Raw genomic sequence first — 19,678 nt, 5'->3', positions numbered from 1 at the left:
GGAGGCGAAGATAGACGCTGCTCAACCTTGGGATAATAAGGTACAATCCGTACAGCTTGTGCGGAATGGCGAACAATGATGGATCTTGGCGATCTGAATGCTTTCGTGACGGTGGCGCGTGCCGGCGGTTTTCGCGAAGGGGCTCGCGCCGGCGGCGGCAGCGCGTCGGGCCTGAGCGAAGCGGTGCGCCGCCTGGAGACGCAGCTCGGCGTCAGGCTGTTCAACCGCACGACACGCAGCGTTGTTCCAACCGACGCAGGCCTCAGCCTCTTGGGAAGGCTTGGCCCGGCGCTGTCGGAGGTGGAGGCGGCCCTCGACGTGGTTAATGGCTTTCGCGACAGGCCGGCCGGTTCGCTGCGCCTCAACGTCCCGGTCAGCGCCGCGCGGCTGATATTGCCCGACATCGTTCCGGGCTTCCTCGCCGCCTATCCCGGCATTCGGCTGGAGGTCATCGCCGATGAGAACTTCGTCGACGTGCTGGCGGCGGGCTGCGACGCCGGCATCCGCTATGACGAGCGACTGGAGCAGGACATGATCGCGGTGCCGATCGGACCGCGCGTCCAGCGCTTCGCCACTGGCGCCAGCCCCGCCTATCTCGAGCGCCATGGGCGGCCGCAGCACCCGAGCGACCTGCTTGGCCATGCTTGTCTGCGCGGTCGTTTTGCCAGCGGTGCGATGCTGCCGTGGGAATTCGAGCGCGACGGCGAGGTGGTGCGTGTCGACACGACGGGGCCGTTGATCGTGCGGATCGGCGGGGCGAGCGATCTTGCCGTCCATGCGGCCATTGCCGGCAGCGGCATCGTCGCTCTCTTCGAGGGCTGGCTTCGCCCTCACTTCGAAAGCGGCGCCCTGGAGCCCGTGCTCGAACCGTGGTGGCAGAGTTTTCCCGGACCATTTCTGTACTATCCCGGACGGCGTCTGGTTCCAGCGCCGCTACGGGCGTTTATCGATTACATCAAGGCCGGCAAGTTCTGAGACTTGAACCGAGGCCGGCGCCATCACCCCACCCGGCGCTTCGCGCCGACCTCCCCATCGAGGGGAGGTAGGGTGCCGCGTTTTTATGGTCGAACTGGTTTGCTAGCCGCTGGACCATCGTGGATTGTCCGGGCGGCAAAACTGCCGCGACCTCCTACCTCCCCTCGATGGGGAGGTCGGCGCGAAGCGCCGGGTGGGGTGACTGCCGAGACCCAAAAGAAAAGGCCGCCCGGAGGCGGCCTTTCGATGTCTGGAACGTCGCAGCGCTTAGCGCTTCGAGAACTGGAAGGAACGACGGGCCTTCGCCTTGCCGTACTTCTTGCGCTCGACGACGCGGCTGTCGCGGGTCAGGAAGCCGCCCTTCTTGAGCACGGCGCGCAGTGCCGGCTCATAGTAGGTCAGCGCCTTGGAGATGCCGTGACGAACGGCACCGGCCTGGCCGGACAGGCCGCCGCCGATGACGGTGGCGACGATGTCGTACTGGCCGGCGCGGTTGGAAGCGATGATCGGCTGGTTGAGGATCATCTGCAGGACCGGACGCGCGAAATAGGTCGCGAATTCCTTGTCGTTGACGACGATCTTGCCCGAACCCGGCTTCACCCAGACGCGGGCGATGGCGTTCTTGCGCTTGCCGGTGGCATAGGCGCGGCCCGACTTGTCGAGCTTCTGGACATGGACGGGTGCTGCCGGCTGGGTGTTGGTGTTGCCGGTGGCGGCGCCCAATTCTGCGAGCGAGGAAAGCTCAGCCATCTTATGCAACCTTCTTGTTCTTGGCGTTCAGCGCGCCGACGTCGAGGGTGACGGGCTGCTGGGCGACATGCGGATGTTCCGTGCCTGCATAGACGCGGAGGTTCTTCATCTGACGACGGCCGAGCGGCCCGCGCGGGATCATGCGTTCGACGGCCTTCTCGACGACACGCTCGGGGAAACGGCCCTCGAGCAGCTGGCGCGCGGTGCGCTCCTTGATGCCGCCGGGGTGACCGGTGTGCCAGTAATAGACCTTGTCGGTGAACTTCTTGCCGGTGAACACCACCTTGTCGGCATTGATGACAATGACGTTATCGCCGTCGTCGACATGCGGGGTGAAGGTGGGCTTGTGCTTGCCGCGAAGATGATTGGCGATGACAGTGGCGAGACGGCCGACGACGAGACCCTCGGCGTCGATCAGCACCCACTTCTTCACCACATCCGCAGGCTTCTGCGAAAAGGTTGCCATGGATTTTCTGCTTTCGATTTTGACCTTCCGAAGAAGGCGTTTCTTGTTGCTTGGATTGGCGACAAGGCACTTGCCCGCCGCCAATAACAAAACGGCGGCCTTTGCGGGCCGCTGCTTCGTGACGGCTTATAGGCGAGGGGGTGGTGCACGTCAAGGCGCGGGAAAAGCACGTCTGCTCGTAAAGTGTAATAAAAACAAAGGTTTGATCAAAAGGTATTATTTTACCACATCGGCGGCGCGCTTCGGCGGGATCGAATAGGTGCCGGTCGCATGCGCTACCGTGTGTCCCTTCGGTCCGGCGACGATGTCGATATCGAACACCATCAGGCTCTTGCCCAGCTTCAGGATGCGGCAATGGCCGTCGATCGGCCCGGCTTCGGCCTTGCGGACAAAATTGATGTTGAGGTTGACGGTAACCGAAAGCGCATCCGGCCCGGCATGGCTGAGCACGCAGACATAGCCGCCAATGTCGGCCAGCGTGAACAGCGAGGGCCCGGACACCGTGCCGCCGGGACGCAAATGCCGTTCGCTGGCGTTGAGCCGCACCGTGCAGCCGCCGGGAAACACATCGAGCGCCTCATACGACGTGAACTCGTCGTTGAGCTGGGGGTAGACGCTGGCCATCAGCGCATTGACTTCAGCCGCCGTCAGCACCGGCTTGAGATTGTCCTGGGCGGGCATGTCGGTCTCTCGTTCTATGCCGGGCCTGTATGAACGCAATGATGCGCTTCTGGCAACACCTCTGGCGCAAGCGATGGGTGTTGATGAAACTCGATCCGATATTAGATAGTCTGGCGGCGCCCGGCGGAATCGCGGAGACCCTTGTCATGGCCGAAATCCTTTCGATCAAACCTGTTGCCATAGACGGGCCGGTCATCGCCGGGCTGGACAAGGGCGTGCTGCGCCTGACGCTCGCCAATCCGCCCGCCAATGCCTTGTCGCTTTCCGTCATGGCGGCATTGAGCGCCGAGCTCGACCGTGCCAAGGCCAACAAATCGGTCCGCGTCATCGTCTTGGCGGCCGCCGGGAAAGTCTTCTGCGCCGGTCACGATCTCAAGGAAATGACCGCGCGCCGCGCCGACGCCGACAAGGGCAAGGGGTTTTTCGAGCAGACATTTTCGGCTTGCGCGGCGTTGATGCAGCAGATCGTGCGCCATCCGCTCCCGATCATCGCCGAAGTCGATGGCCTAGCCACCGCTGCGGGGCTGCAACTGGTTTGCAGTTGCGACCTCGCCATTGCCTCGCATGAAGCGACCTTCTGCACGCCGGGCGTCAATATTGGCCTGTTTTGTTCGACGCCGATGGTGGCGCTGTCACGCAACGTGTCTCACAAGCACGCCATGGAAATGCTGCTCACCGGCGAGACCATCGATGCCGCAACCGCCAAGGAATTCGGCCTGGTCAACCGCGTCGTGCCGCGCGAATACCTGAATCAGATCGTCACCAAATACGCGCAAACCATTGCCTCCAAATCATCTCTGGTGGTCAAGACCGGCAAGGAAGCCTTTTACGCGCAGGCCGAGATGGGGTTGGCGGACGCGTATGCCTATACCGGCCGCGTCATGGTCGAGAACATGCTGGCCCGCGACGCCGAGGAAGGCATCGGCGCCTTCATCGGCAAGCGCAAACCGGAATGGACGGACGAATAGGTTTTCGATCCATGGAACCGCGCATCTCCATCATCACCATCGCCACCGACGATCTCGAGCGCGCCGTGCGCTTTTACGAAGGCATGGGCTTGAAGCGCCACGCCGGCATCACCGATGGCGTCGCCTTCTTCCAGATGGGCGGCGCCATTCTCGGCCTGTTCCCGAGGCCAAGCGCCGAGGAGGATTCAGGCATTGCCTTCGCCGCAGCACCGTCGGCGGTCTACCTCGCCTACAACGCCCGCTCCGATGCCGAAGTCGACGACGTGCTGGCGGCCGCCGAGAAGGCCGGCGGCAGGATCGTCAAGCCGGCAGGCCGCGCCTTCTGGGGCGGCTGGTATGGATATTTCGCCGATGCCGACGGCCATGTCTGGGAAGTCGCACACAATCCGGCCTTCCCGATCGCGGATGACGGCACCATCTCGCTGCCGGACTGAGCGTCCGCATGGGCTATCGCAAGCAACTGACCCGGCTTAAGGCGCCTTATCTCAAACGCATCCTGATTGACCCCGAGCGCGTGGAAGATTGGGAAAAATATCCATGGAACCTGCCGCTGTTTCGCGGCCGTGAATTCGAGATCGAATTCACCACGCCGATCACCATCATTGTCGGTGAAAACGGCACCGGCAAATCGACACTGCTGGAAGCCATCGGCGCGCTGGCCGGTTACGACGAGGCCGGCGGCGGCAAGGGCTATCGTCCGGTCGATCATTCCATCGCCATCGACAAGAGCGGTGCGGCACTGGCGAATACATTCCGCGGCCACTGGCTGCCAAAAGTCACCGCCGGCTGGTTCTTTCGTGCCGAATCTTTTTACTCGGTCGCGCGCTATCTCGACCAGGCGGCACTCGAAGACCCGTTCGGACCGCCGCCGCCGGACTTTCTATCGTGGTCGCATGGCGAAGGGTTCATTCGCTTTTTCGAGGAGCGCTGCCGCCGGCAAGGCATCTACATCCTCGACGAGCCCGAAAGCGCGCTGTCGCCGTCGCGGCAGATCGAATTGTTGAAGATGCTGCGGCGCATGGACCGGTCAGGCACGGCGCAAGTGATCATGGCGACGCATTCGCCGCTGCTGATGGCTTGTCCCGGCGCGCGGCTCTTCCGCATCAGCCGTTTCGGCCTCGACCCCACAGATTTCACCGATACCGATCATTTTCGCATGATGCGCGACTTCTGCACGGACCCGCAGTCCTTTATGGAGGAAGCACTGAGGGAGACCGACGAGTGAATCACGATAGCTACGACAATGCCTATATCGGCGGCATCCTCAATTCTGTGAAGACCATCGCCATGGTCGGCGCGTCGGCCAACGATGTCAGGCCGAGCTTTTTCGTGCTGAAATATCTGCTGGCCAAGGGCTTTTCGGTGTTTCCGATCAATCCTGGGCAGGCCGGCAAGGAAATCCTCGGCCGCATGACCTATGCCAGCCTTGCCGATCTGCCGGAGCCGGTTGACATGGTCGACATCTTTCGCGCCTCCGCAGCGGTGCCCGGCATTGTCGATGAGGTGCTGAAGCTCGACCCCTTGCCGAAAGTCGTCTGGATGCAGCTTGGCGTGCGCGATGACGAGGCGGCGACGCGTGCCGAGGCGGCCGGTATCAAGGTGGTGATGAACCGCTGCCCGAAGATCGAATATGGCAAGCTGTCGGGCGAGATTGGCTGGACCGGCGTCAACTCCGGTGTGCTGTCGTCGAAGAAGCCGCTGATGCGGTCGGGATTCCAGAGTTTCGGTGTGCGCCAGAAGTAAGGCAGTGAATGGTGAATGGTGAATGGTGAATAGAAGGATTTTCCTGGAAGCCGGGTAAAGCCGCATATGAGCGGCTTGCAATCAAGGTGGGACTGGCCGACTTTGCGACCACCATTTATCGCTCACCATTCATCATTTCACCATTCACACGTTTACCGCTCAGGGAGGTTTTCGATGACCCGCACGCCCGGTTTCAACACGCTCGCCGTCCATGCCGGCGCCAAGCCCGACCCGGCAACGGGCGCACGCGCCACGCCGATCTACCAGACGACCTCCTTTGTGTTCGACGATGCCGACCATGCCGCCTCGCTGTTCGGGCTGAAGGCCTTCGGCAACATCTACACCCGCATCATGAACCCGACCCAGGCGGTGCTGGAAGAGCGGATCGCGGCGCTCGAAGGCGGCACGGCTGCACTTGCCGTTGCTTCCGGCCATGCCGCACAGGTGATCGTGTTCCACAATCTCATGCGGCCTGGCGATAATTTCGTCGCCGCCACAAGGCTTTACGGTGGTTCGATCAATCAGTTCGGCCATGCCTTCAAGAATTTCGGCTGGGAGGTGCGTTGGGCCGACACCAACGACATCTCCACTTTCGAAAGCCAGATCGACGATAAGACCAAGGCGATCTTCATCGAGAGCCTGGCCAATCCCGGCGGCACCTTCGTCGACATCGAGAAGATCGGCGACATCGCCCGCAAGCACGGCTTGCCGCTCATCGTCGACAACACACTGGCCTCGCCCTATCTGGTGCGGCCGATCGAGCATGGCGCCGACATCGTCGTCCATTCGCTGACCAAGTTCATCGGCGGCCACGGCAATTCGATCGGCGGCGCCATCGTCGATGGCGGCACGTTCGACTGGTCGAAATCCGGCAAATATCCGATGCTGTCGGAGCCGCGCCCCGAATATGGCGGGCTTGTCCTGCACGAAACCTTCGGCAATTTCGCCTTCGCCATCGCCGCGCGCGTGCTCGGCCTGCGCGACATCGGCCCGGCAATTTCGCCGTTCAATGCCTTCCTGATCCTGACCGGGCTGGAGACCTTGCCGCTCAGGATGCAGCGCCATTGCGATAATGCGGTCACCGTCGCCGGCTGGCTGTCCAACCACCCCAAGGTCGCCTGGGTCAACTATCCCGGCCTGCCCAGCGACAAGAACAACGCGCTGCAGAAGAAATACTCGCCGCAAGGCGCCGGTGCTGTCTTCACCTTCGGCCTGAAGGGCGGCTACGAGGCCGGCATCAAGTTCGTCGAGGCGCTCGAACTGTTCTCGCACCTCGCCAATGTCGGCGACACCAAGTCGCTGGTCATCCATCCGGCATCGACCACGCATCGCCAGCTTTCCGACGAGCAGAAGGTCAAGGCGGGTGCGGGACCGGACACGGTCCGGCTGTCGGTTGGCATCGAGGATGTCAACGACATCGTCGCCGATCTGGAACAGGCTTTGGCCAAGGTTTGATTTTTTTAGTGAGTAGTGAGTAGTGAGTAGTAGTCGGTATTCACTAGTTAGCAGTGATTAGTGATCAGCCACCCGCTCGAGGGAGCGCTTTCCGCTCACTACTCACTACTCACTACTCACTGCACTACTCACTAGTCACTAATCTGTTGGAGGCAAACCCTGTCCGCGCATTACCTGGCCATATTGACCGACAGCGTCGACGCCGAACATGGCGCCCCGGCGCCGGATCGTCTGATTGCGGGCGATCCGAAGTTCCGCACCTGGAATGTCGAGGAGCGCGATGGCCGCCTTTATGCCGGCATCTGGGAAGCGACGCCGGGCAAATGGCGCATCGAATATGACGAATGGGAGTTCTGCCACATCCTGTCCGGCGTCTCGGTGGTTGCCGAGGACGGTGGCGAGGCCCGCACGGTGCGCGCCGGCGACAGCTTCGTGCTCAGGCCAGGCTTCAGGGGCAGCTGGGAAGTGCTTGAAACGACCCGCAAGGAGTATGTGATCAAGCTCTGACGCTCGGTCGCGCTTGGACTTCACAAAAGCCGATCGATGTCAGTGTCGGAAAAGCCGTATCCGCTCATCATCTCCCTGTGCCAGGGACTTCCAAGCAAATCACTGAGACATAAATCGATGCGCTGGAGCAGGGTGGCAGTGCCTTTGGCGAGAGCGAAAGCGCCGGGCGCTGGCTGTTTTTCGACTGCCGGGACGTCGACGACGTCGAGAGGCGCGTCGGGTCGCCGGCTCAGATAGCCGCGATGCGCGAGCGCTACACTCGCATAGGCATGCACCACGCCGGCCGCGACGGCGTTAGCTGCTTCGGCCTGAGTGGCAAATATCCTTAGCCGTTCGGGCTGAATAGCGTTTTGCAGGGCCGTCCGGTGCTGGATCTGGCCGGATATGACGCCGATCAGCGCCGTCCGATCATTGGCGACGGACCGATAGCCATCGAAGGCGCGGGGATTGTCTTTCGCGACCAGCAATCCATCCGCCAGCATCCAGATCGGCCTTGTGAAGTCGACCAGCTTCCGGCGGCCGTCGGAAATGAACAGGCCGGTGGTTATGTCCCACCGATGTTCGGCAAGCCCAGGCAGCAGCTCGGCAAACTCGGTCTCGATGGGCAAAAGTTCCAGCCCGAGCGTCAGGCAGACCCTCGTGGCCAGTTGGGCATCGCTGCCGCCCAGACGTGCCGATCCGTCGATAAAGCAGAAGGGTGGTTCCTGTAGAAAGGCGAATCTCATTTTCTCGGGCATGCGTCGGCTCCGCCGTCCTCACAAGCTCACAATGAGCTTTTCCAGCCCATGGAAATGATAGGTGTCGCGGAAGCGCGGCTCCTCCGCAAGATGGAGTTGCGGCTGCCGCTCGAACAGGGTTTTCAGCGACACCTGCAACTCCAGCCGCGCCAGCGGCGCACCGATGCAGAAATGGATACCGGCGCCGAACGAGACATTCTTCTGGTCTGGTCGGCCGGGCCGGAAGGCGCCAGGTTCGGCAAAGGCAAGCGGATCATGATTGGCCATGCCGAGCAGCAGGCCGATCGTCTCGCCCGGCTGTACGACAACCCCGGATGTCACCTCGACCTCCTCGTAGGCGTAGCGGGTGAACATGTGCAGCGGCGCGTCGAAGCGCAGGCACTCCTCGACCGTCGCAGCGGTTGCTTCCGGCGAGGTGAAGAAACGGCCGGGGTCGCCGCCTTGCGCCAGCAGCGTGCGCACGGCGTTGCCGGTTTGATGGACGGTCGCCTCGTGGCCGGCATTGAGCAACAGGATGGCGGACGAGACCAACTCGTCTTCCGACAGCTTCTGGCCATCCTCCTGCGCCGCGATCAGCAGCGACAGCAGGTCGTCGCCAGGCTTCTTGCGCCGCTCGGTGACATAGCCGCGCAAAAAGTCGGAAAAATCGCGCGCGGCGCGATTGGCCGCTTCCTCGGTCTCGCGCGTCCGGCCATGCATGTACATGGCCACCATCCGGTGCGACCAGTCGAGCAGTTGCGGCCCCATTTCGACCGGCACACCGAGCATTTCGGCAATGATGGTGATCGGCAAAGGTGCGGCGAAGCTGGGCAATAGATCGACCTGGCGCGGCTCGAAACGGTCGATCAGCTCATTGGCCAGCGCCTCCACGCGCGGCCGCAGCCGCTCGACCTGGCGCGAGACGAAGGCGCGGTTGACCAGGGTTCTGAGCCTGGTGTGCACCGGCGGCTCCAGCTCCAGCATCGAATTGCTCTCGATGCCGTCGAAAGCGGCCAAATGCGAGCGATCCTCGCCGATGCCGCGGCTGTCGGGAATGCCGGCCGGGTTCTGGCGGCCGAAGCGGCGGTCGCGCAACAGCCGGTTGACGTCGTCGAAGCCGCCAAAGCACCAGAAGCCGAATTCCTCCCAGAAGAAGGCATTCGATGCGCCATGCAGGACGGCATAGGCGTCGTAGGGGTTCTGGAAAAACGCCGGTTCGTGCGGATCGAGCCGCAGGCGGCGCGTGGCTGGATCAAAGGCGAGGTAGGGCGGCATGGATGTGGTCATGCCAGACCATTACCGCGGCTTGCCGGCTTGGTGCCAGACCGGATGTTGGCACCCGACGGCCCTATGGATTGAGCCAACCGAGGCGGACCTCGGCGAAGTACCGAAGTCTAATCCTCGCAATGCCTGGCAATATGCACGCGGCGCCAGCTGGTCGAGCCTTCCTGCACCACCACCCGGCGCGCCATCCTCTGGTATGACGGCGCTATCTGGGTGACGTGCCGCCGCTCGGGCCGCACCAGCACTTCATGGGCGACGCTCTCATATTCGGCCGGCAGCACAACCCGGCGGGTGCGCTCCGGTTCAACCACCACCGTTTCGGCCACACGCGCGTAGCGGGCCTTGCGCCACACCTTGCACAGCACCTTGCGGCCGTGGATGACGCGCCATTCCCAGGCATAGCCGCCATCGTCGACCTGGACCGTGCGGTAAACGGTGCGGGTTCTCGCCGGTACGATGTCATAGGTGACTCGGGGCGGCGCGATCTGCTCGACGCGCTCCATGGTGCCATAGATCGGCGGATCATAGTCGACCAGCTGCCCGCCGGGACTGACCATGACGTCTTCATAGACGGTGTCATAGAGCGCCGGCCTGTGCACCGGCTCATAGCATTCGGCGGCCCGGCCGCCGGCAACCGCATCGGACACGATGCCGAGACCGGCAAGGCCGGAAATGGCGAGGCAAACAGTTTTCCTGATCATGGCACTCCCCCTGTTTGAACGCGAGAAGGTGAGGTTCAACGTTGAACTGTAGGGGAAGGTTCTCCGGGGGAAAGCGGTTTCGCCGCATTTCGTTAAGCGACGCGGTTAAGGAATTGCTACACCGCAAAAACGCCGCTGGCCGCGTTCGGACTTTCCCTTGCGCGGAAACCTTGATTCGACTTAACCAGATGGCTAGGAGAGGCGGCCTTGCGCTAGGGTGAGCCGGCATCCTATTTACATTCTAACCATCAAGAACCGATTCTGCCCGATTTCCCGGCGCCGGAATCCCCATCTCCAAAAAGGGTAGTCCATGAAGAACCCCGTCGAAACCTACATGAACCTCGTTCCGATGGTGGTCGAGCAGACCAATCGCGGCGAGCGGGCCTACGACATTTTCTCGCGCCTGCTGAAAGAGCGCATCATTTTCATCACCGGCCCGGTCGAAGACGGTATGGCGACGCTGGTTTGTGCACAGCTTTTGTTCCTCGAGGCCGAGAACCCGAAGAAAGAGATCAATCTCTACATCAACTCGCCGGGCGGCGTGGTGACCTCGGGCATGGCGATCTACGACACCATGCAGTTCATCAAGCCGGCAGTGTCGACGCTGTGCATCGGCCAGGCGGCGTCGATGGGCTCGCTGCTTCTGACCGCCGGCCACAAGGACATGCGTTTTGCCACGCCGAACGCCCGTATCATGGTTCACCAGCCTTCCGGCGGTTTCCAGGGCCAGGCCTCCGACATCGAGCGGCACGCGCAGGACATCATCAAGCTGAAGCGCCGCCTCAACGAGGTCTACGTCAAACACACCGGCAAGAGCTACGAAGACATTGAAAAGACGCTTGACCGCGACCATTTCATGACCGCCGACGAAGCCAAGGATTTCGGCCTCATCGACAAGGTCATTTCGTCGCGCGAGCCGGTCGAAGGCGCTGCGGCATAAGCGCTGCATGGCAGTTGGATGGCGGGATAACGCGCTTTTGCTGGGATTTGCGGCATTTCGGCCACAATTGGCTGTTCCCTCGGTGGATGGGATTGCCTACGTTAAGGCTATGTTGATTTTCGACGGCTTAGCTTTGTGCAGGGTTGGCGCGAATCATTGCGACGTTTTCTGATTTGTGTTTCGTACGGAATGCGTTGCGGGAGCCGGGACACTGGCGGCGGCGAATTCCCGCGATAGATAGAATATGCGCCCTTTCAGCCAGACCATCGGCGGGCGGCCATGAAAGGACAGGAAAATGAGCAAAGTCGGCAACAACAGCGGTGATTCGAAGAACACGCTTTATTGCTCGTTTTGCGGCAAAAGCCAGCATGAGGTGCGCAAGCTGATCGCCGGCCCAACGGTGTTCATCTGCGACGAGTGCGTCGAGCTATGCATGGACATCATCCGCGAGGAGAACAAGACCTCGATGGTGAAGTCGCGCGAGGGCGTGCCGACCCCGCAGGAGATCCTGAAGGTTCTCGACGACTATGTCATCGGCCAGCCCTACGCCAAGCGCGTGCTGTCGGTGGCTGTCCACAACCACTACAAGCGCCTGGCGCATGCCGGCAAGAACAACGACGTCGAATTGGCGAAGTCCAACATCCTGCTGATCGGCCCGACCGGTTGCGGCAAGACGCTGCTTGCCCAGACGCTGGCCCGCATCATCGACGTGCCCTTCACCATGGCCGACGCGACGACGCTGACCGAAGCCGGTTACGTCGGCGAGGACGTCGAAAACATCATCCTGAAGCTGCTGCAGTCGGCCGACTACAATGTCGAGCGAGCCCAGCGCGGCATCGTCTACATCGATGAAATCGACAAGATCTCGCGCAAGTCCGACAACCCATCGATCACCCGCGACGTGTCGGGCGAGGGCGTGCAGCAGGCGCTTCTGAAGATCATGGAAGGCACCGTTGCCTCCGTGCCGCCGCAGGGCGGCCGCAAGCATCCGCAGCAGGAGTTCCTGCAGGTCGACACCGCCAACATCCTGTTCATCTGCGGCGGCGCCTTCGCCGGGCTGGACAAGATCATCTCGGATCGCGGCAGGAAGACTTCCATCGGCTTCGGCGCCATCGTCGCTTCGCCCGAGGATCGCCGCACCGGTGACGTGTTCCGCCTGGTCGAGCCCGAGGATCTCTTGAAGTTCGGCCTCATCCCCGAGTTTGTCGGCCGTCTGCCGGTCCTGGCGACGCTGGAAGACCTCGACGAGCCGGCGCTGATCCAGATCCTGACCGAGCCGAAAAACGCGCTGGTCAAACAGTATCAACGGCTGTTCGAGATGGAGAGTGTCGACCTGACCTTCCACGAGAATGCGTTGTCGGCGATCGCCAAGCGCGCCATCGAGCGCAAGACCGGCGCCCGTGGCCTGCGCTCGATCATGGAAGCAATCCTGCTCGACACCATGTTCGAACTGCCCGCTCTGGAAGGCGTGCGCGAAGTGGTGATTTCGGAAGAAGTGGTGACCGGCAGCGCCCGGCCGCTCTACATCTATTCCGAGCAGAAGGAAAAGAAGGGCAACGTCAGCGCCTGATCTGGCATCTGGCCTAACCTTTTTATGGAACGGCGCCCGCGGGGCGCCGTTTTGCTGTGGTGAGGTACCGATCCTTGTAACGGAGTGGATGAACGGACCGTGTCGACCCTTGATCTTTGCCCACCGTGCATCCAACTAACACTGGAAGGCCGAGGTGCCGAATTCTGTGCTGTAAAACTCCCGTCACAAACGGTGGTAGGCGGAACGATCCCCGGTCGTTAATATGAGATTCGCGGTTGGCTCAATTAGCGGCCGCGACATGAAAGGTTGGACAATGGCCAAAATATCCAAGGCTCCCAGAGACGGCGTCTTCGCAGTCCTCCCACTGCGCGACATCGTGGTGTTCCCGCACATGATCGTTCCGCTCTTTGTCGGGCGTGAAAAGTCGATCAAGGCGCTGGAAGAGGTTATGGGTCAGGAAAAGCAGATCCTGCTTGCCACCCAGATGAATGCCGCCGATGACGATCCCGAGCCCGATGCGATCTTCGACATCGGCACGCTCGCCAATGTGCTGCAATTGCTGAAGCTGCCCGACGGCACCGTCAAGGTGCTGGTCGAAGGCGCTTCGCGTGCCAAGATCGTCTCGTTCACCGACCGTCCGGACTTCCACGAAGCCACCGCCACGGCGCTGGTCGAGCCGGAGGAGGAAGAGGTCGAGGTCGAGGCGCTCGCCCGTTCGGTCGTCACCGACTTCGAAAACTACGTCAAGCTGAACAAGAAGATCTCGCCTGAAGTGGTGGGCGCCGCCAGCCAGATCGACGACTATTCCAAGCTCGCCGATACGGTTGCCTCGCACCTCGCCATCAAGATCCCCGAGAAGCAGGAGATGCTGGCCACGCTGTCCGTCAAGGAACGGCTGGAAAAGGCGATGGGTTTCATGGAAGCCGAAATCTCCGTCCTGCAGGTGGAGAAGCGCATCCGCTCGCGCGTCAAGCGCCAGATGGAGAAGACGCAGCGCGAATATTACCTCAACGAGCAGATGAAGGCGATCCAGAAGGAGCTCGGCGAAGGCGAGGACGGCCGCGACGAGGCCGCCGAGATCGAGGCGCGCATCAAAAAGACCAAGCTCTCCAAGGAGGCCCGCGAAAAGGCGGAAGCCGAGTTGAAGAAGCTGCGGACGATGTCGCCGATGTCGGCGGAATCGACCGTTGTGCGCAATTATCTCGACTGGATCCTGTCGATCCCGTGGGGCAAGAACTCCAAGGTCAAGCAGGACCTGGCGTTTGCGCAGAACGTGCTCGACACCGATCATTTCGGCCTCGACAAGGTCAAGGACCGCATCGTCGAGTATCTCGCCGTGCAAAGCCGCCAGAAGAAGCTGAAGGGGCCGATCCTGTGCCTCGTCGGCCCTCCCGGCGTCGGCAAGACCTCGCTCGGCAAGTCGATCGCCAAGGCGACCGGCCGCGAGTTCATCCGCATGGCGCTTGGCGGCGTGCGTGACGAGGCCGAGATCCGTGGCCACCGCCGCACCTATATCGGCTCGATGCCCGGCAAGGTCATCCAGTCGATGAAGAAGGCCAAGAAGTCCAACCCGCTCTTCCTGCTCGACGAGATCGACAAGATGGGCCAGGACTTCCGCGGCGATCCGTCATCGGCTTTGCTCGAGGTGCTCGATCCCGAGCAGAACTCGACGTTCATGGACCATTACCTCGAGGTCGAATACGACCTGTCGAGCGTGATGTTCGTGACGACGGCGAACACACTGAACATCCCTGCGCCCCTGATGGACCGCATGGAGATCATCCGTATCGCCGGCTACACCGAGGACGAGAAGATCGAGATCGCCAAGCGTCACCTGATGCCCAAGGTGATCCGCGATCATGCCCTGCAGCCGAAGGAATTCTCCGTCGGCGAGGACGCGATCCGCGGCATCATCCAGACCTACACCCGTGAAGCGGGCGTCAGAAGCCTGGAGCGCGAGCTGATGAAGCTCGGGCGCAAGGCGGTGACCGAGATCCTGAAGACGAAGAAGAAGACGGTGAGCATCACGGCGGCGAACCTCGCCGATTACCTCGGTGTTCCGCGCTTCCGCTTCGGCCAGGTCGAGGCTGACGATCAGGTCGGTGTCGTCACCGGTCTTGCCTGGACGGAAGTCGGCGGCGAGCTGCTGACGGTCGAAGGCGTCATGATGCCCGGCAAGGGCCGCATGACGGTGACCGGCAATCTGCGCGACGTGATGAAGGAATCGATCTCGGCGGCGGCCTCTTATGTCCGCTCGCGGGCCATCGATTTCGGCATCGAGCCGCCGCTGTTCGACAAACGTGACATCCACGTCCACTTGCCCGAAGGCGCCACGCCGAAGGACGGTCCGTCTGCAGGTGCTGCCATGGCGACAGCCATCGTGTCGGTCATGACGGGGATTCCGGTCCGGGCCGATGTGGCGATGACTGGCGAGATAACGCTTCGCGGCCGCATCTTGCCGATCGGCGGCCTCAAGGAGAAGCTGCTCGCAGCACTGCGCGGCGGCATCAAGAAGGTGCTGATCCCGGAAGACAACGCCAAGGATCTGGCGGAGATACCGGACAATGTGAAGAACGGTATGGATATCATTCCGGTCTCACGTGTCGGCGAGGTTCTGAGACACGCGCTGGTGCGCATGCCGGAGCCAATCGAGTGGGTCGAGCCAGTCAATCCGCCGGCTTCCACCGATACCGTTGACGATGCTGGAAAGTCGCTTGCACATTAGAAACTACTAAAGTTGCAGTGCACAAAGAGAGAGCCGGGCCTTGAGCCCGGCTTTTTCATGTGAAAAACCCACCTTTTCCGGGCTTTTTTCAACTTATTTCCGGCTTTTTGACTTGGGTTTGCGAGCGCTTCTTTCTAAAGTCCCTCTCCTGCCGGATGAGTTGAAAGTTCCGGTTTTCTCATGGAAGGGAATTTTTATGAACAAGAACGAACTGGTTTCCGCTGTCGCTGAATCCGCGAGCATTTCGAAGGGTGACGCACAGTCGGCGGTTGAGGCGGTGTTCTCCGTCATCACTGGCGAACTGAAGAAGGGCGGCGATGTACGGCTCGTCGGCTTCGGAAATTTCACCGTCTCCAAGCGTGCGGCATCGACTGGCCGCAACCCGCAGACTGGCGCGGAAGTGAAGATTCCGGCGCGTACCGTGCCGAAGTTCTCGGCCGGCAAAGGCCTCAAGGACGCGGTCAACTAAAAATTTTTTCAGAGAATGTTGGAAAGCCGGGTTCGCCCGGCTTTTCTTTTGCCTCGATCGCGGCAAGCCGTCAGCCCGCTGAGGCGCGCCTTCAGCCCACCGGCGCATCCGCGCGCATCAGGCCTTCCTGCTTGAGGTCCGCCCACAGCGCCGCGGGCAGCTTGGCATCGAGCAGGGCGCGGTTGCTTTCGACTTCGCTCGGCCGCTGGCCGCCGGGGATGACCGACACCACGGAAGGGTGCAGCAGCGGAAACTGCAGCGCCGCCTCGATCAGCCTGACGCCATGGCGCTCGCAGACGGCCTCGATGCGCCCGACGCGATCCATGATGTCCCTTGGCGCCTCGGAGTAATTGTAATAGGCGCCTGGCTTCGGCCCGGTCGCCAGGATGCCGGAATTGTAAGGACCGCCGAGAACGATGCCGATGCCGCGTTGCTCACAGAGCGGCAGGAAGGTGGCAAGCGCTTCCTGTTCCAGCAGCGTGTAGCGCCCGGCCAGCAGGAACAGGTCGAAGTCGCCACGCTCCGCCAGCGTCTGGCAAACCTCCCATTCGTTGATGCCGCCGCCGAAGGCCTTGATCACGCCCTGGTCGCGCAGCGCAACCAGTCCGTTGTAGCCCGAGGCCATGAATTCCTCGATGCGCTGGTCTGACGCCTCCTTGCTACCATGGGTGAAGATGTCGAGGTCATGGACGAAAAGGATGTCGATGCGGTCGACGCCAAGCCGTTCCAGCGACGTCTCGAACGAGCGCATGACGCCGTCATAGCTGTAGTCGTAGACCTCCTTGCGCGTCGGTGTGTCGAAGAACTTGCCGATGCCGGTTCGTTCCTCCGGCGGGCAGGCGCGCAACAGGCGACCGACCTTGCTCGACAGCACATAATCGTCGCGCTTCCTGCCGCGCAGGAAGGCATTGAGCCGTGTTTCGGCAAGGCCCAGGCCATAGAGCGGCGCGGTGTCGTAGTAACGGCAGCCGGTCGCCCACGCCGCCTCCAGCGTGGCGTTGGCATCCGCGTCGGGGACGGCGCGGTAAAGGTTGCCGAGGGGCGCGCTGCCGAAGCCAAGCTCGGTGAAGTCGAGGCCGCCATTGCCGATGCGGTCGAAATGCCGTGTCTTCATGTCGTGCTGATTTCCTGGATTGATTGTCTGACATGACACTATCACGCCGCTGGCTCAGCAAAAGCCGCCATGGCCGTTGGACAGGCATTTTCGCGGTGATAGCATGAACAAAAACAAGCCTTTTTGCGAAAGCGCGCAACCCGAAATCACCGGCCACAAACCCAGCCGGACAGATGGGACTCTCATGACGAATGCCGGCTCGGATATGTTTTCGACCGCCCTGCAAGAGCTGGGCGCCGTACTGGCGCGCGTCGACGAAGCCGGCATCTACACCGCCTGCGAAACCCTGGCCCGCGCGCAAAAGATCGTCGTCTATGGCTGCGGCCGCGAGGCCTTGCAGCTCAAGGGTTTCGCCATGCGCCTCTATCACCTCGGGCTTGAGGTGTCGGTGGTCGGCGACATGAACACGCCACCGCTTGGCGCAGCCGATGTCTTCCTGGTCAGTTCCGGCCCGGGCGAGACGACGACGGTGCTCACCTTGATGCAAGTCGCCCGCAAGGCCGGCGCCACCGTGCTTTTGCTCACCGCCGAGGCAGGCAGCAGTGCGGTCGCGCTTGCCGACTTCACCTTGCTGATCCCGGCGCAGACCATGGCGCGCGACCAGGGGCCGCAAAAGACATCGCTGCTGCCGATGGGCTCGGTCTTCGAAGGGGCGCTGTTCCTGCTGTTCGAGGTCATGGTGCTGAAGCTCAAGGCGCTGACCGGCCAGTCGTCCGAGGCCATGCGCGCCCGCCACACCAACATGGAATAGATCATGCGCTACGAACTGATGCTGCCGCACCAGATCCGCAAGGCGATCGCCGAGAACTGGCCGGTCGCTCTCCCGCTCGGCGTGCTCGAATATCACGGCGAGCACATGGCTGTCGGCATGGACACGCTGGCCGTCATCAAGACGCTGGAGCTCTACGAGAAGGAGGCCGACATCGTCATTCTGCCGGCTTTCTACTACGGTGCGGCGAGCTATGTGGTGGCAGCACCCGAAGGCAACGGCTCGGTGCAGGTCGGCGGCAACCAGCTGGCGCCGTTCGCCGAAGAATTGTTCTACAGCCTGCTGCGCATCGGCTTTCGTAACATCAACGCCATCATCCACCACCAGACCGAGAACTTTGCCGCCGGCATGCCGACCGATCTCGCCTTCAAGGCCGCCGGCCGCCAGGCGATCTTCCGCTTCCTCGAGAAGCAGCGCGGCGAGGGCTGGTGGGGCTCAGACGGGATGGCCGATTATTATGCCGGGCACGCCGCCGGCGAGAATTTCTTCAACTGGGTGCAGGTGCACCCGCTAATGTCGGCTGCCATGAACGGGAAGTATCCGTTCGATCACGCCGGTGTTGGCGAGACATCATTGATGCTGGCACTGTGTCCGGAAGCGGTCGATGCCGGGCGTTTTGGCGAGAATACCGCGTGGTATACGGCCAGTGCGCCGGAGGCCTCGGCGGAGCTGGGGCGAAAGGGTGTGGCGATGATCATGGATCACCTGAGGGCGATATTGGGGCGCTAGCAGACAAAGTCGCTCTGTAGCGATCCTTCACACCCCCCTCTGTCCTGCCGGACATCTCCCCCGCAAGGGGGGAGATCAGATGTCATTTCCGCTTTCGCCAATCACCTACGTCGCAAGAAAAGCGATGCAGCCAAAGCTGCCGATCTCCCTCCTTGCGGGGGAGATGGCCGGCAGGCCAGAGGGGGGTGCTGTCCCGCCGAGGTCAACAGTAGAGGGGCACGCCGCCTCTCGCCTACTTCACCGCCCCCGCCGTCATGCCCATGATCAGATACCGCTCAAGCGCAATCCCGATGACCGCCAGCGGTGCGATCGCGGCGGTGGCAAGCGCCGCCATCGACCACCAGTTGATGCCTTGCGAGCCGGTCTGGCTCGCCACCATGACCGGGATGGTCTTGGCGTCGGTCGAGGTCAGCAGCGCGGCGAAAAAATACTCGTTCCAGCACAGCACCATCGCCAGGATGAAAGCGGCGACCATGCCCGGCAGCGCAATCGGCATGACGATGCGGAAAAAAGCGCCCCAGATCGACAGGCCGTCGACCAGCGCTGCCTCCTCCAGTTCGACAGGGATCGAATTGAACTGGTCGCGCATGATCCAGATGACGATCGGCAGCACCATGAGCGTGTAGAGCAGGATCAGGCCGATGCGTGTGTCGAGCAGGCCGACCTCGCGGTAGAGCACCAGGAAGGGCAGGGCGAGCACCACCGGCGGCAGGATCAGCTGCGACAGGAAGAAGAAGGAGATGTCCTCGTTCTTGAACCAGGCGAACTGATAGCGATACCGGGTCAGCCCATAGGCGGCGAGGCTGCCGATGACGATGGCGAGGCTCGATGCGCCGACCGAGGTGATGACCGAATTCATGAAGCGCTTGAAAAACTCCTCCCGCACCGTCGAGGTCTGGAAGATCGAATCCGGCGACAGGCCGAGCGAGCGCCAGCCCTTCCAGTCCGGTTGGAAGTCGACGAACGGGATGAGGTGTCCTTGCGTGACGTCGACCGCGGTCTTGAAAGAGGTGGTGATCGTCCAGTAGATCGGGAACAGGCAGATGAAGGCCCAGAACGCCAGCGCGCCATAGATGAAGATGCGATTGGCCAGAAAACCTAGCGGTGAGCGGATTTCCGAGGCAGTATAGTCGGTGGTCTGGACGCTCATTGTGC

21 protein-coding genes are annotated in these 19,678 nt (G+C 61.9%); 13 read left to right on the top strand and 8 right to left on the bottom strand.

Features of this window, described 5'->3' with window-relative positions; genetic code table 11:
- Nucleotides 1-75: 75 nt before the first annotated feature.
- Nucleotides 76-975: a LysR family transcriptional regulator gene (locus ACYG9Y_RS13975; protein ID WP_023693291.1), complete on the top strand. Its 900-nt coding sequence runs from the start codon at nt 76-78 to the stop codon at nt 973-975.
- A 267-nt stretch (nt 976-1,242) separates the two neighbouring features.
- On the opposite strand, the gene rpsI is transcribed toward ACYG9Y_RS13975, so the two are convergent.
- From rpsI to ACYG9Y_RS13960, 3 genes are all read right to left on the bottom strand, one after another.
- Nucleotides 1,243-1,725 (bottom strand): 30S ribosomal protein S9, encoded by a 483-nt coding sequence (gene rpsI, locus ACYG9Y_RS13970; RefSeq protein WP_023669408.1) that lies wholly within the window; start codon nt 1,723-1,725, stop codon nt 1,243-1,245.
- 1 nt (nt 1,726) lies between these two features.
- The gene (gene rplM / locus ACYG9Y_RS13965; protein ID WP_023669409.1) at nt 1,727-2,191 is read right to left on the bottom strand and encodes a 50S ribosomal protein L13; all 465 of its coding nucleotides are present in this window, start codon (nt 2,189-2,191) and stop codon (nt 1,727-1,729) included.
- Nucleotides 2,192-2,407: 216 nt separating this feature from the next.
- The gene (locus tag ACYG9Y_RS13960; protein WP_023693292.1) at nt 2,408-2,872 is read right to left on the bottom strand and encodes a PaaI family thioesterase; all 465 of its coding nucleotides are present in this window, start codon (nt 2,870-2,872) and stop codon (nt 2,408-2,410) included.
- Nucleotides 2,873-3,018: 146 nt separating this feature from the next.
- Between ACYG9Y_RS13960 and ACYG9Y_RS13955 the strand changes: the two genes are divergently transcribed.
- The 6 genes from ACYG9Y_RS13955 to ACYG9Y_RS13930 all read left to right on the top strand — a co-directional run bounded on the left by ACYG9Y_RS13955 (nt 3,019) and on the right by ACYG9Y_RS13930 (nt 7,545).
- Nucleotides 3,019-3,840: an enoyl-CoA hydratase gene (locus ACYG9Y_RS13955; RefSeq protein ID WP_023689473.1), complete on the top strand. Its 822-nt coding sequence runs from the start codon at nt 3,019-3,021 to the stop codon at nt 3,838-3,840.
- 11 nt (nt 3,841-3,851) lie between these two features.
- The gene (locus ACYG9Y_RS13950) at nt 3,852-4,274 is read left to right on the top strand and encodes a VOC family protein (protein ID WP_023705041.1); all 423 of its coding nucleotides are present in this window, start codon (nt 3,852-3,854) and stop codon (nt 4,272-4,274) included.
- Between the two features lie 8 nt (nt 4,275-4,282).
- Nucleotides 4,283-5,065: an AAA family ATPase gene (locus tag ACYG9Y_RS13945; protein ID WP_023689471.1), complete on the top strand. Its 783-nt coding sequence runs from the start codon at nt 4,283-4,285 to the stop codon at nt 5,063-5,065.
- Complete coding sequence (locus ACYG9Y_RS13940; RefSeq protein WP_023705040.1) at nt 5,062-5,583, top strand: CoA-binding protein; 522 nt, start codon at nt 5,062-5,064, stop codon at nt 5,581-5,583. Before ACYG9Y_RS13945 ends, ACYG9Y_RS13940 begins: the two co-directional genes overlap by 4 nt.
- Before the next feature lie 174 nt (nt 5,584-5,757).
- A complete protein-coding gene (locus ACYG9Y_RS13935; RefSeq protein WP_023708656.1) occupies nt 5,758-7,038 on the top strand; it encodes an O-acetylhomoserine aminocarboxypropyltransferase in 1,281 nt (426 codons plus the stop codon).
- A 180-nt stretch (nt 7,039-7,218) separates the two neighbouring features.
- Nucleotides 7,219-7,545, top strand: coding sequence for a cupin domain-containing protein (locus ACYG9Y_RS13930; protein ID WP_444849045.1), 327 nt, complete (start codon nt 7,219-7,221; stop codon nt 7,543-7,545).
- 20 nt (nt 7,546-7,565) lie between these two features.
- Here ACYG9Y_RS13930 and ACYG9Y_RS13925 read toward each other — a convergent pair whose 3' ends face one another.
- The 3 genes from ACYG9Y_RS13925 to ACYG9Y_RS13915 all read right to left on the bottom strand — a co-directional run bounded on the left by ACYG9Y_RS13925 (nt 7,566) and on the right by ACYG9Y_RS13915 (nt 10,246).
- Complete coding sequence (locus ACYG9Y_RS13925) at nt 7,566-8,282, bottom strand: transporter substrate-binding domain-containing protein (protein WP_023705037.1); 717 nt, start codon at nt 8,280-8,282, stop codon at nt 7,566-7,568.
- An 18-nt stretch (nt 8,283-8,300) separates the two neighbouring features.
- Nucleotides 8,301-9,548, bottom strand: a complete 1,248-nt coding sequence (locus ACYG9Y_RS13920) for a cytochrome P450 (RefSeq protein WP_023708655.1) — start codon at nt 9,546-9,548, stop codon at nt 8,301-8,303.
- Between the two features lie 107 nt (nt 9,549-9,655).
- On the bottom strand, nt 9,656-10,246 hold the full coding sequence (locus tag ACYG9Y_RS13915) for a hypothetical protein (RefSeq protein WP_023705035.1): 591 nt from the start codon (nt 10,244-10,246) through the stop codon (nt 9,656-9,658).
- 310 nt (nt 10,247-10,556) lie between these two features.
- Between ACYG9Y_RS13915 and clpP the strand changes: the two genes are divergently transcribed.
- The 4 genes from clpP (at nt 10,557) to ACYG9Y_RS13895 (ending at nt 15,911) form a co-directional block, all read left to right on the top strand.
- Nucleotides 10,557-11,186, top strand: coding sequence for an ATP-dependent Clp endopeptidase proteolytic subunit ClpP (clpP, locus tag ACYG9Y_RS13910; RefSeq protein WP_023682306.1), 630 nt, complete (start codon nt 10,557-10,559; stop codon nt 11,184-11,186).
- Between the two features lie 295 nt (nt 11,187-11,481).
- A complete protein-coding gene (gene clpX, locus ACYG9Y_RS13905) occupies nt 11,482-12,756 on the top strand; it encodes an ATP-dependent Clp protease ATP-binding subunit ClpX (protein WP_023682305.1) in 1,275 nt (424 codons plus the stop codon).
- 274 nt (nt 12,757-13,030) lie between these two features.
- Entirely contained in the window at nt 13,031-15,442 is a 2,412-nt protein-coding gene (lon, locus tag ACYG9Y_RS13900) for an endopeptidase La (RefSeq protein WP_023739332.1), read from the top strand.
- Nucleotides 15,443-15,638: 196 nt separating this feature from the next.
- Nucleotides 15,639-15,911 (top strand): HU family DNA-binding protein, encoded by a 273-nt coding sequence (locus ACYG9Y_RS13895; protein WP_023669423.1) that lies wholly within the window; start codon nt 15,639-15,641, stop codon nt 15,909-15,911.
- Between the two features lie 91 nt (nt 15,912-16,002).
- Here ACYG9Y_RS13895 and ACYG9Y_RS13890 read toward each other — a convergent pair whose 3' ends face one another.
- On the bottom strand, nt 16,003-17,025 hold the full coding sequence (locus tag ACYG9Y_RS13890; protein WP_023739333.1) for an aldo/keto reductase: 1,023 nt from the start codon (nt 17,023-17,025) through the stop codon (nt 16,003-16,005).
- Between the two features lie 184 nt (nt 17,026-17,209).
- Here ACYG9Y_RS13890 and ACYG9Y_RS13885 point away from each other — a divergent pair, with 184 nt between their 5' ends.
- Complete coding sequence (locus ACYG9Y_RS13885) at nt 17,210-17,776, top strand: SIS domain-containing protein (RefSeq protein WP_023739334.1); 567 nt, start codon at nt 17,210-17,212, stop codon at nt 17,774-17,776.
- A gap of 3 nt (nt 17,777-17,779) precedes the next feature.
- Nucleotides 17,780-18,523: a creatininase family protein gene (locus ACYG9Y_RS13880; protein ID WP_023739335.1), complete on the top strand. Its 744-nt coding sequence runs from the start codon at nt 17,780-17,782 to the stop codon at nt 18,521-18,523.
- Nucleotides 18,524-18,755: 232 nt separating this feature from the next.
- Here the strand turns inward: ACYG9Y_RS13880 and ACYG9Y_RS13875 are convergent, their stop codons facing one another.
- Nucleotides 18,756-19,673: a carbohydrate ABC transporter permease gene (locus ACYG9Y_RS13875; RefSeq protein ID WP_023739336.1), complete on the bottom strand. Its 918-nt coding sequence runs from the start codon at nt 19,671-19,673 to the stop codon at nt 18,756-18,758.
- Between the last annotated feature and the right edge of the window lie 5 nt (nt 19,674-19,678).

Source organism: Mesorhizobium sp. W050 (genome assembly GCF_054719535.1).
The sequence above is the reverse complement of the archived record's forward strand: the minus strand, read 5'-3'. Positions and strand labels throughout refer to the sequence as shown.

Coding starts and splice junctions, on each gene's coding strand:
- ACYG9Y_RS13955 (WP_023689473.1), top strand. CDS start 3,019: ATGGCCGAAATCCTTTCGATCAAACCTGTTGCCATAGACGGGCCGGTC.
- ACYG9Y_RS13950 (WP_023705041.1), top strand. CDS start 3,852: ATGGAACCGCGCATCTCCATCATCACCATCGCCACCGACGATCTCGAG.
- lon (WP_023739332.1), top strand. CDS start 13,031: ATGGCCAAAATATCCAAGGCTCCCAGAGACGGCGTCTTCGCAGTCCTC.
- rpsI (WP_023669408.1), bottom strand. CDS start 1,725: ATGGCTGAGCTTTCCTCGCTCGCAGAATTGGGCGCCGCCACCGGCAAC.
- ACYG9Y_RS13915 (WP_023705035.1), bottom strand. CDS start 10,246: ATGATCAGGAAAACTGTTTGCCTCGCCATTTCCGGCCTTGCCGGTCTC.
- ACYG9Y_RS13875 (WP_023739336.1), bottom strand. CDS start 19,673: ATGAGCGTCCAGACCACCGACTATACTGCCTCGGAAATCCGCTCACCG.
- ACYG9Y_RS13890 (WP_023739333.1), bottom strand. CDS start 17,025: ATGAAGACACGGCATTTCGACCGCATCGGCAATGGCGGCCTCGACTTC.
- clpP (WP_023682306.1), top strand. CDS start 10,557: ATGAAGAACCCCGTCGAAACCTACATGAACCTCGTTCCGATGGTGGTC.
- ACYG9Y_RS13960 (WP_023693292.1), bottom strand. CDS start 2,872: ATGCCCGCCCAGGACAATCTCAAGCCGGTGCTGACGGCGGCTGAAGTC.
- rplM (WP_023669409.1), bottom strand. CDS start 2,191: ATGGCAACCTTTTCGCAGAAGCCTGCGGATGTGGTGAAGAAGTGGGTG.
- ACYG9Y_RS13895 (WP_023669423.1), top strand. CDS start 15,639: ATGAACAAGAACGAACTGGTTTCCGCTGTCGCTGAATCCGCGAGCATT.
- ACYG9Y_RS13945 (WP_023689471.1), top strand. CDS start 4,283: ATGGGCTATCGCAAGCAACTGACCCGGCTTAAGGCGCCTTATCTCAAA.
- ACYG9Y_RS13920 (WP_023708655.1), bottom strand. CDS start 9,548: ATGACCACATCCATGCCGCCCTACCTCGCCTTTGATCCAGCCACGCGC.
- ACYG9Y_RS13935 (WP_023708656.1), top strand. CDS start 5,758: ATGACCCGCACGCCCGGTTTCAACACGCTCGCCGTCCATGCCGGCGCC.
- clpX (WP_023682305.1), top strand. CDS start 11,482: ATGAGCAAAGTCGGCAACAACAGCGGTGATTCGAAGAACACGCTTTAT.
- ACYG9Y_RS13975 (WP_023693291.1), top strand. CDS start 76: ATGATGGATCTTGGCGATCTGAATGCTTTCGTGACGGTGGCGCGTGCC.
- ACYG9Y_RS13925 (WP_023705037.1), bottom strand. CDS start 8,282: ATGCCCGAGAAAATGAGATTCGCCTTTCTACAGGAACCACCCTTCTGC.
- ACYG9Y_RS13880 (WP_023739335.1), top strand. CDS start 17,780: ATGCGCTACGAACTGATGCTGCCGCACCAGATCCGCAAGGCGATCGCC.
- ACYG9Y_RS13885 (WP_023739334.1), top strand. CDS start 17,210: ATGACGAATGCCGGCTCGGATATGTTTTCGACCGCCCTGCAAGAGCTG.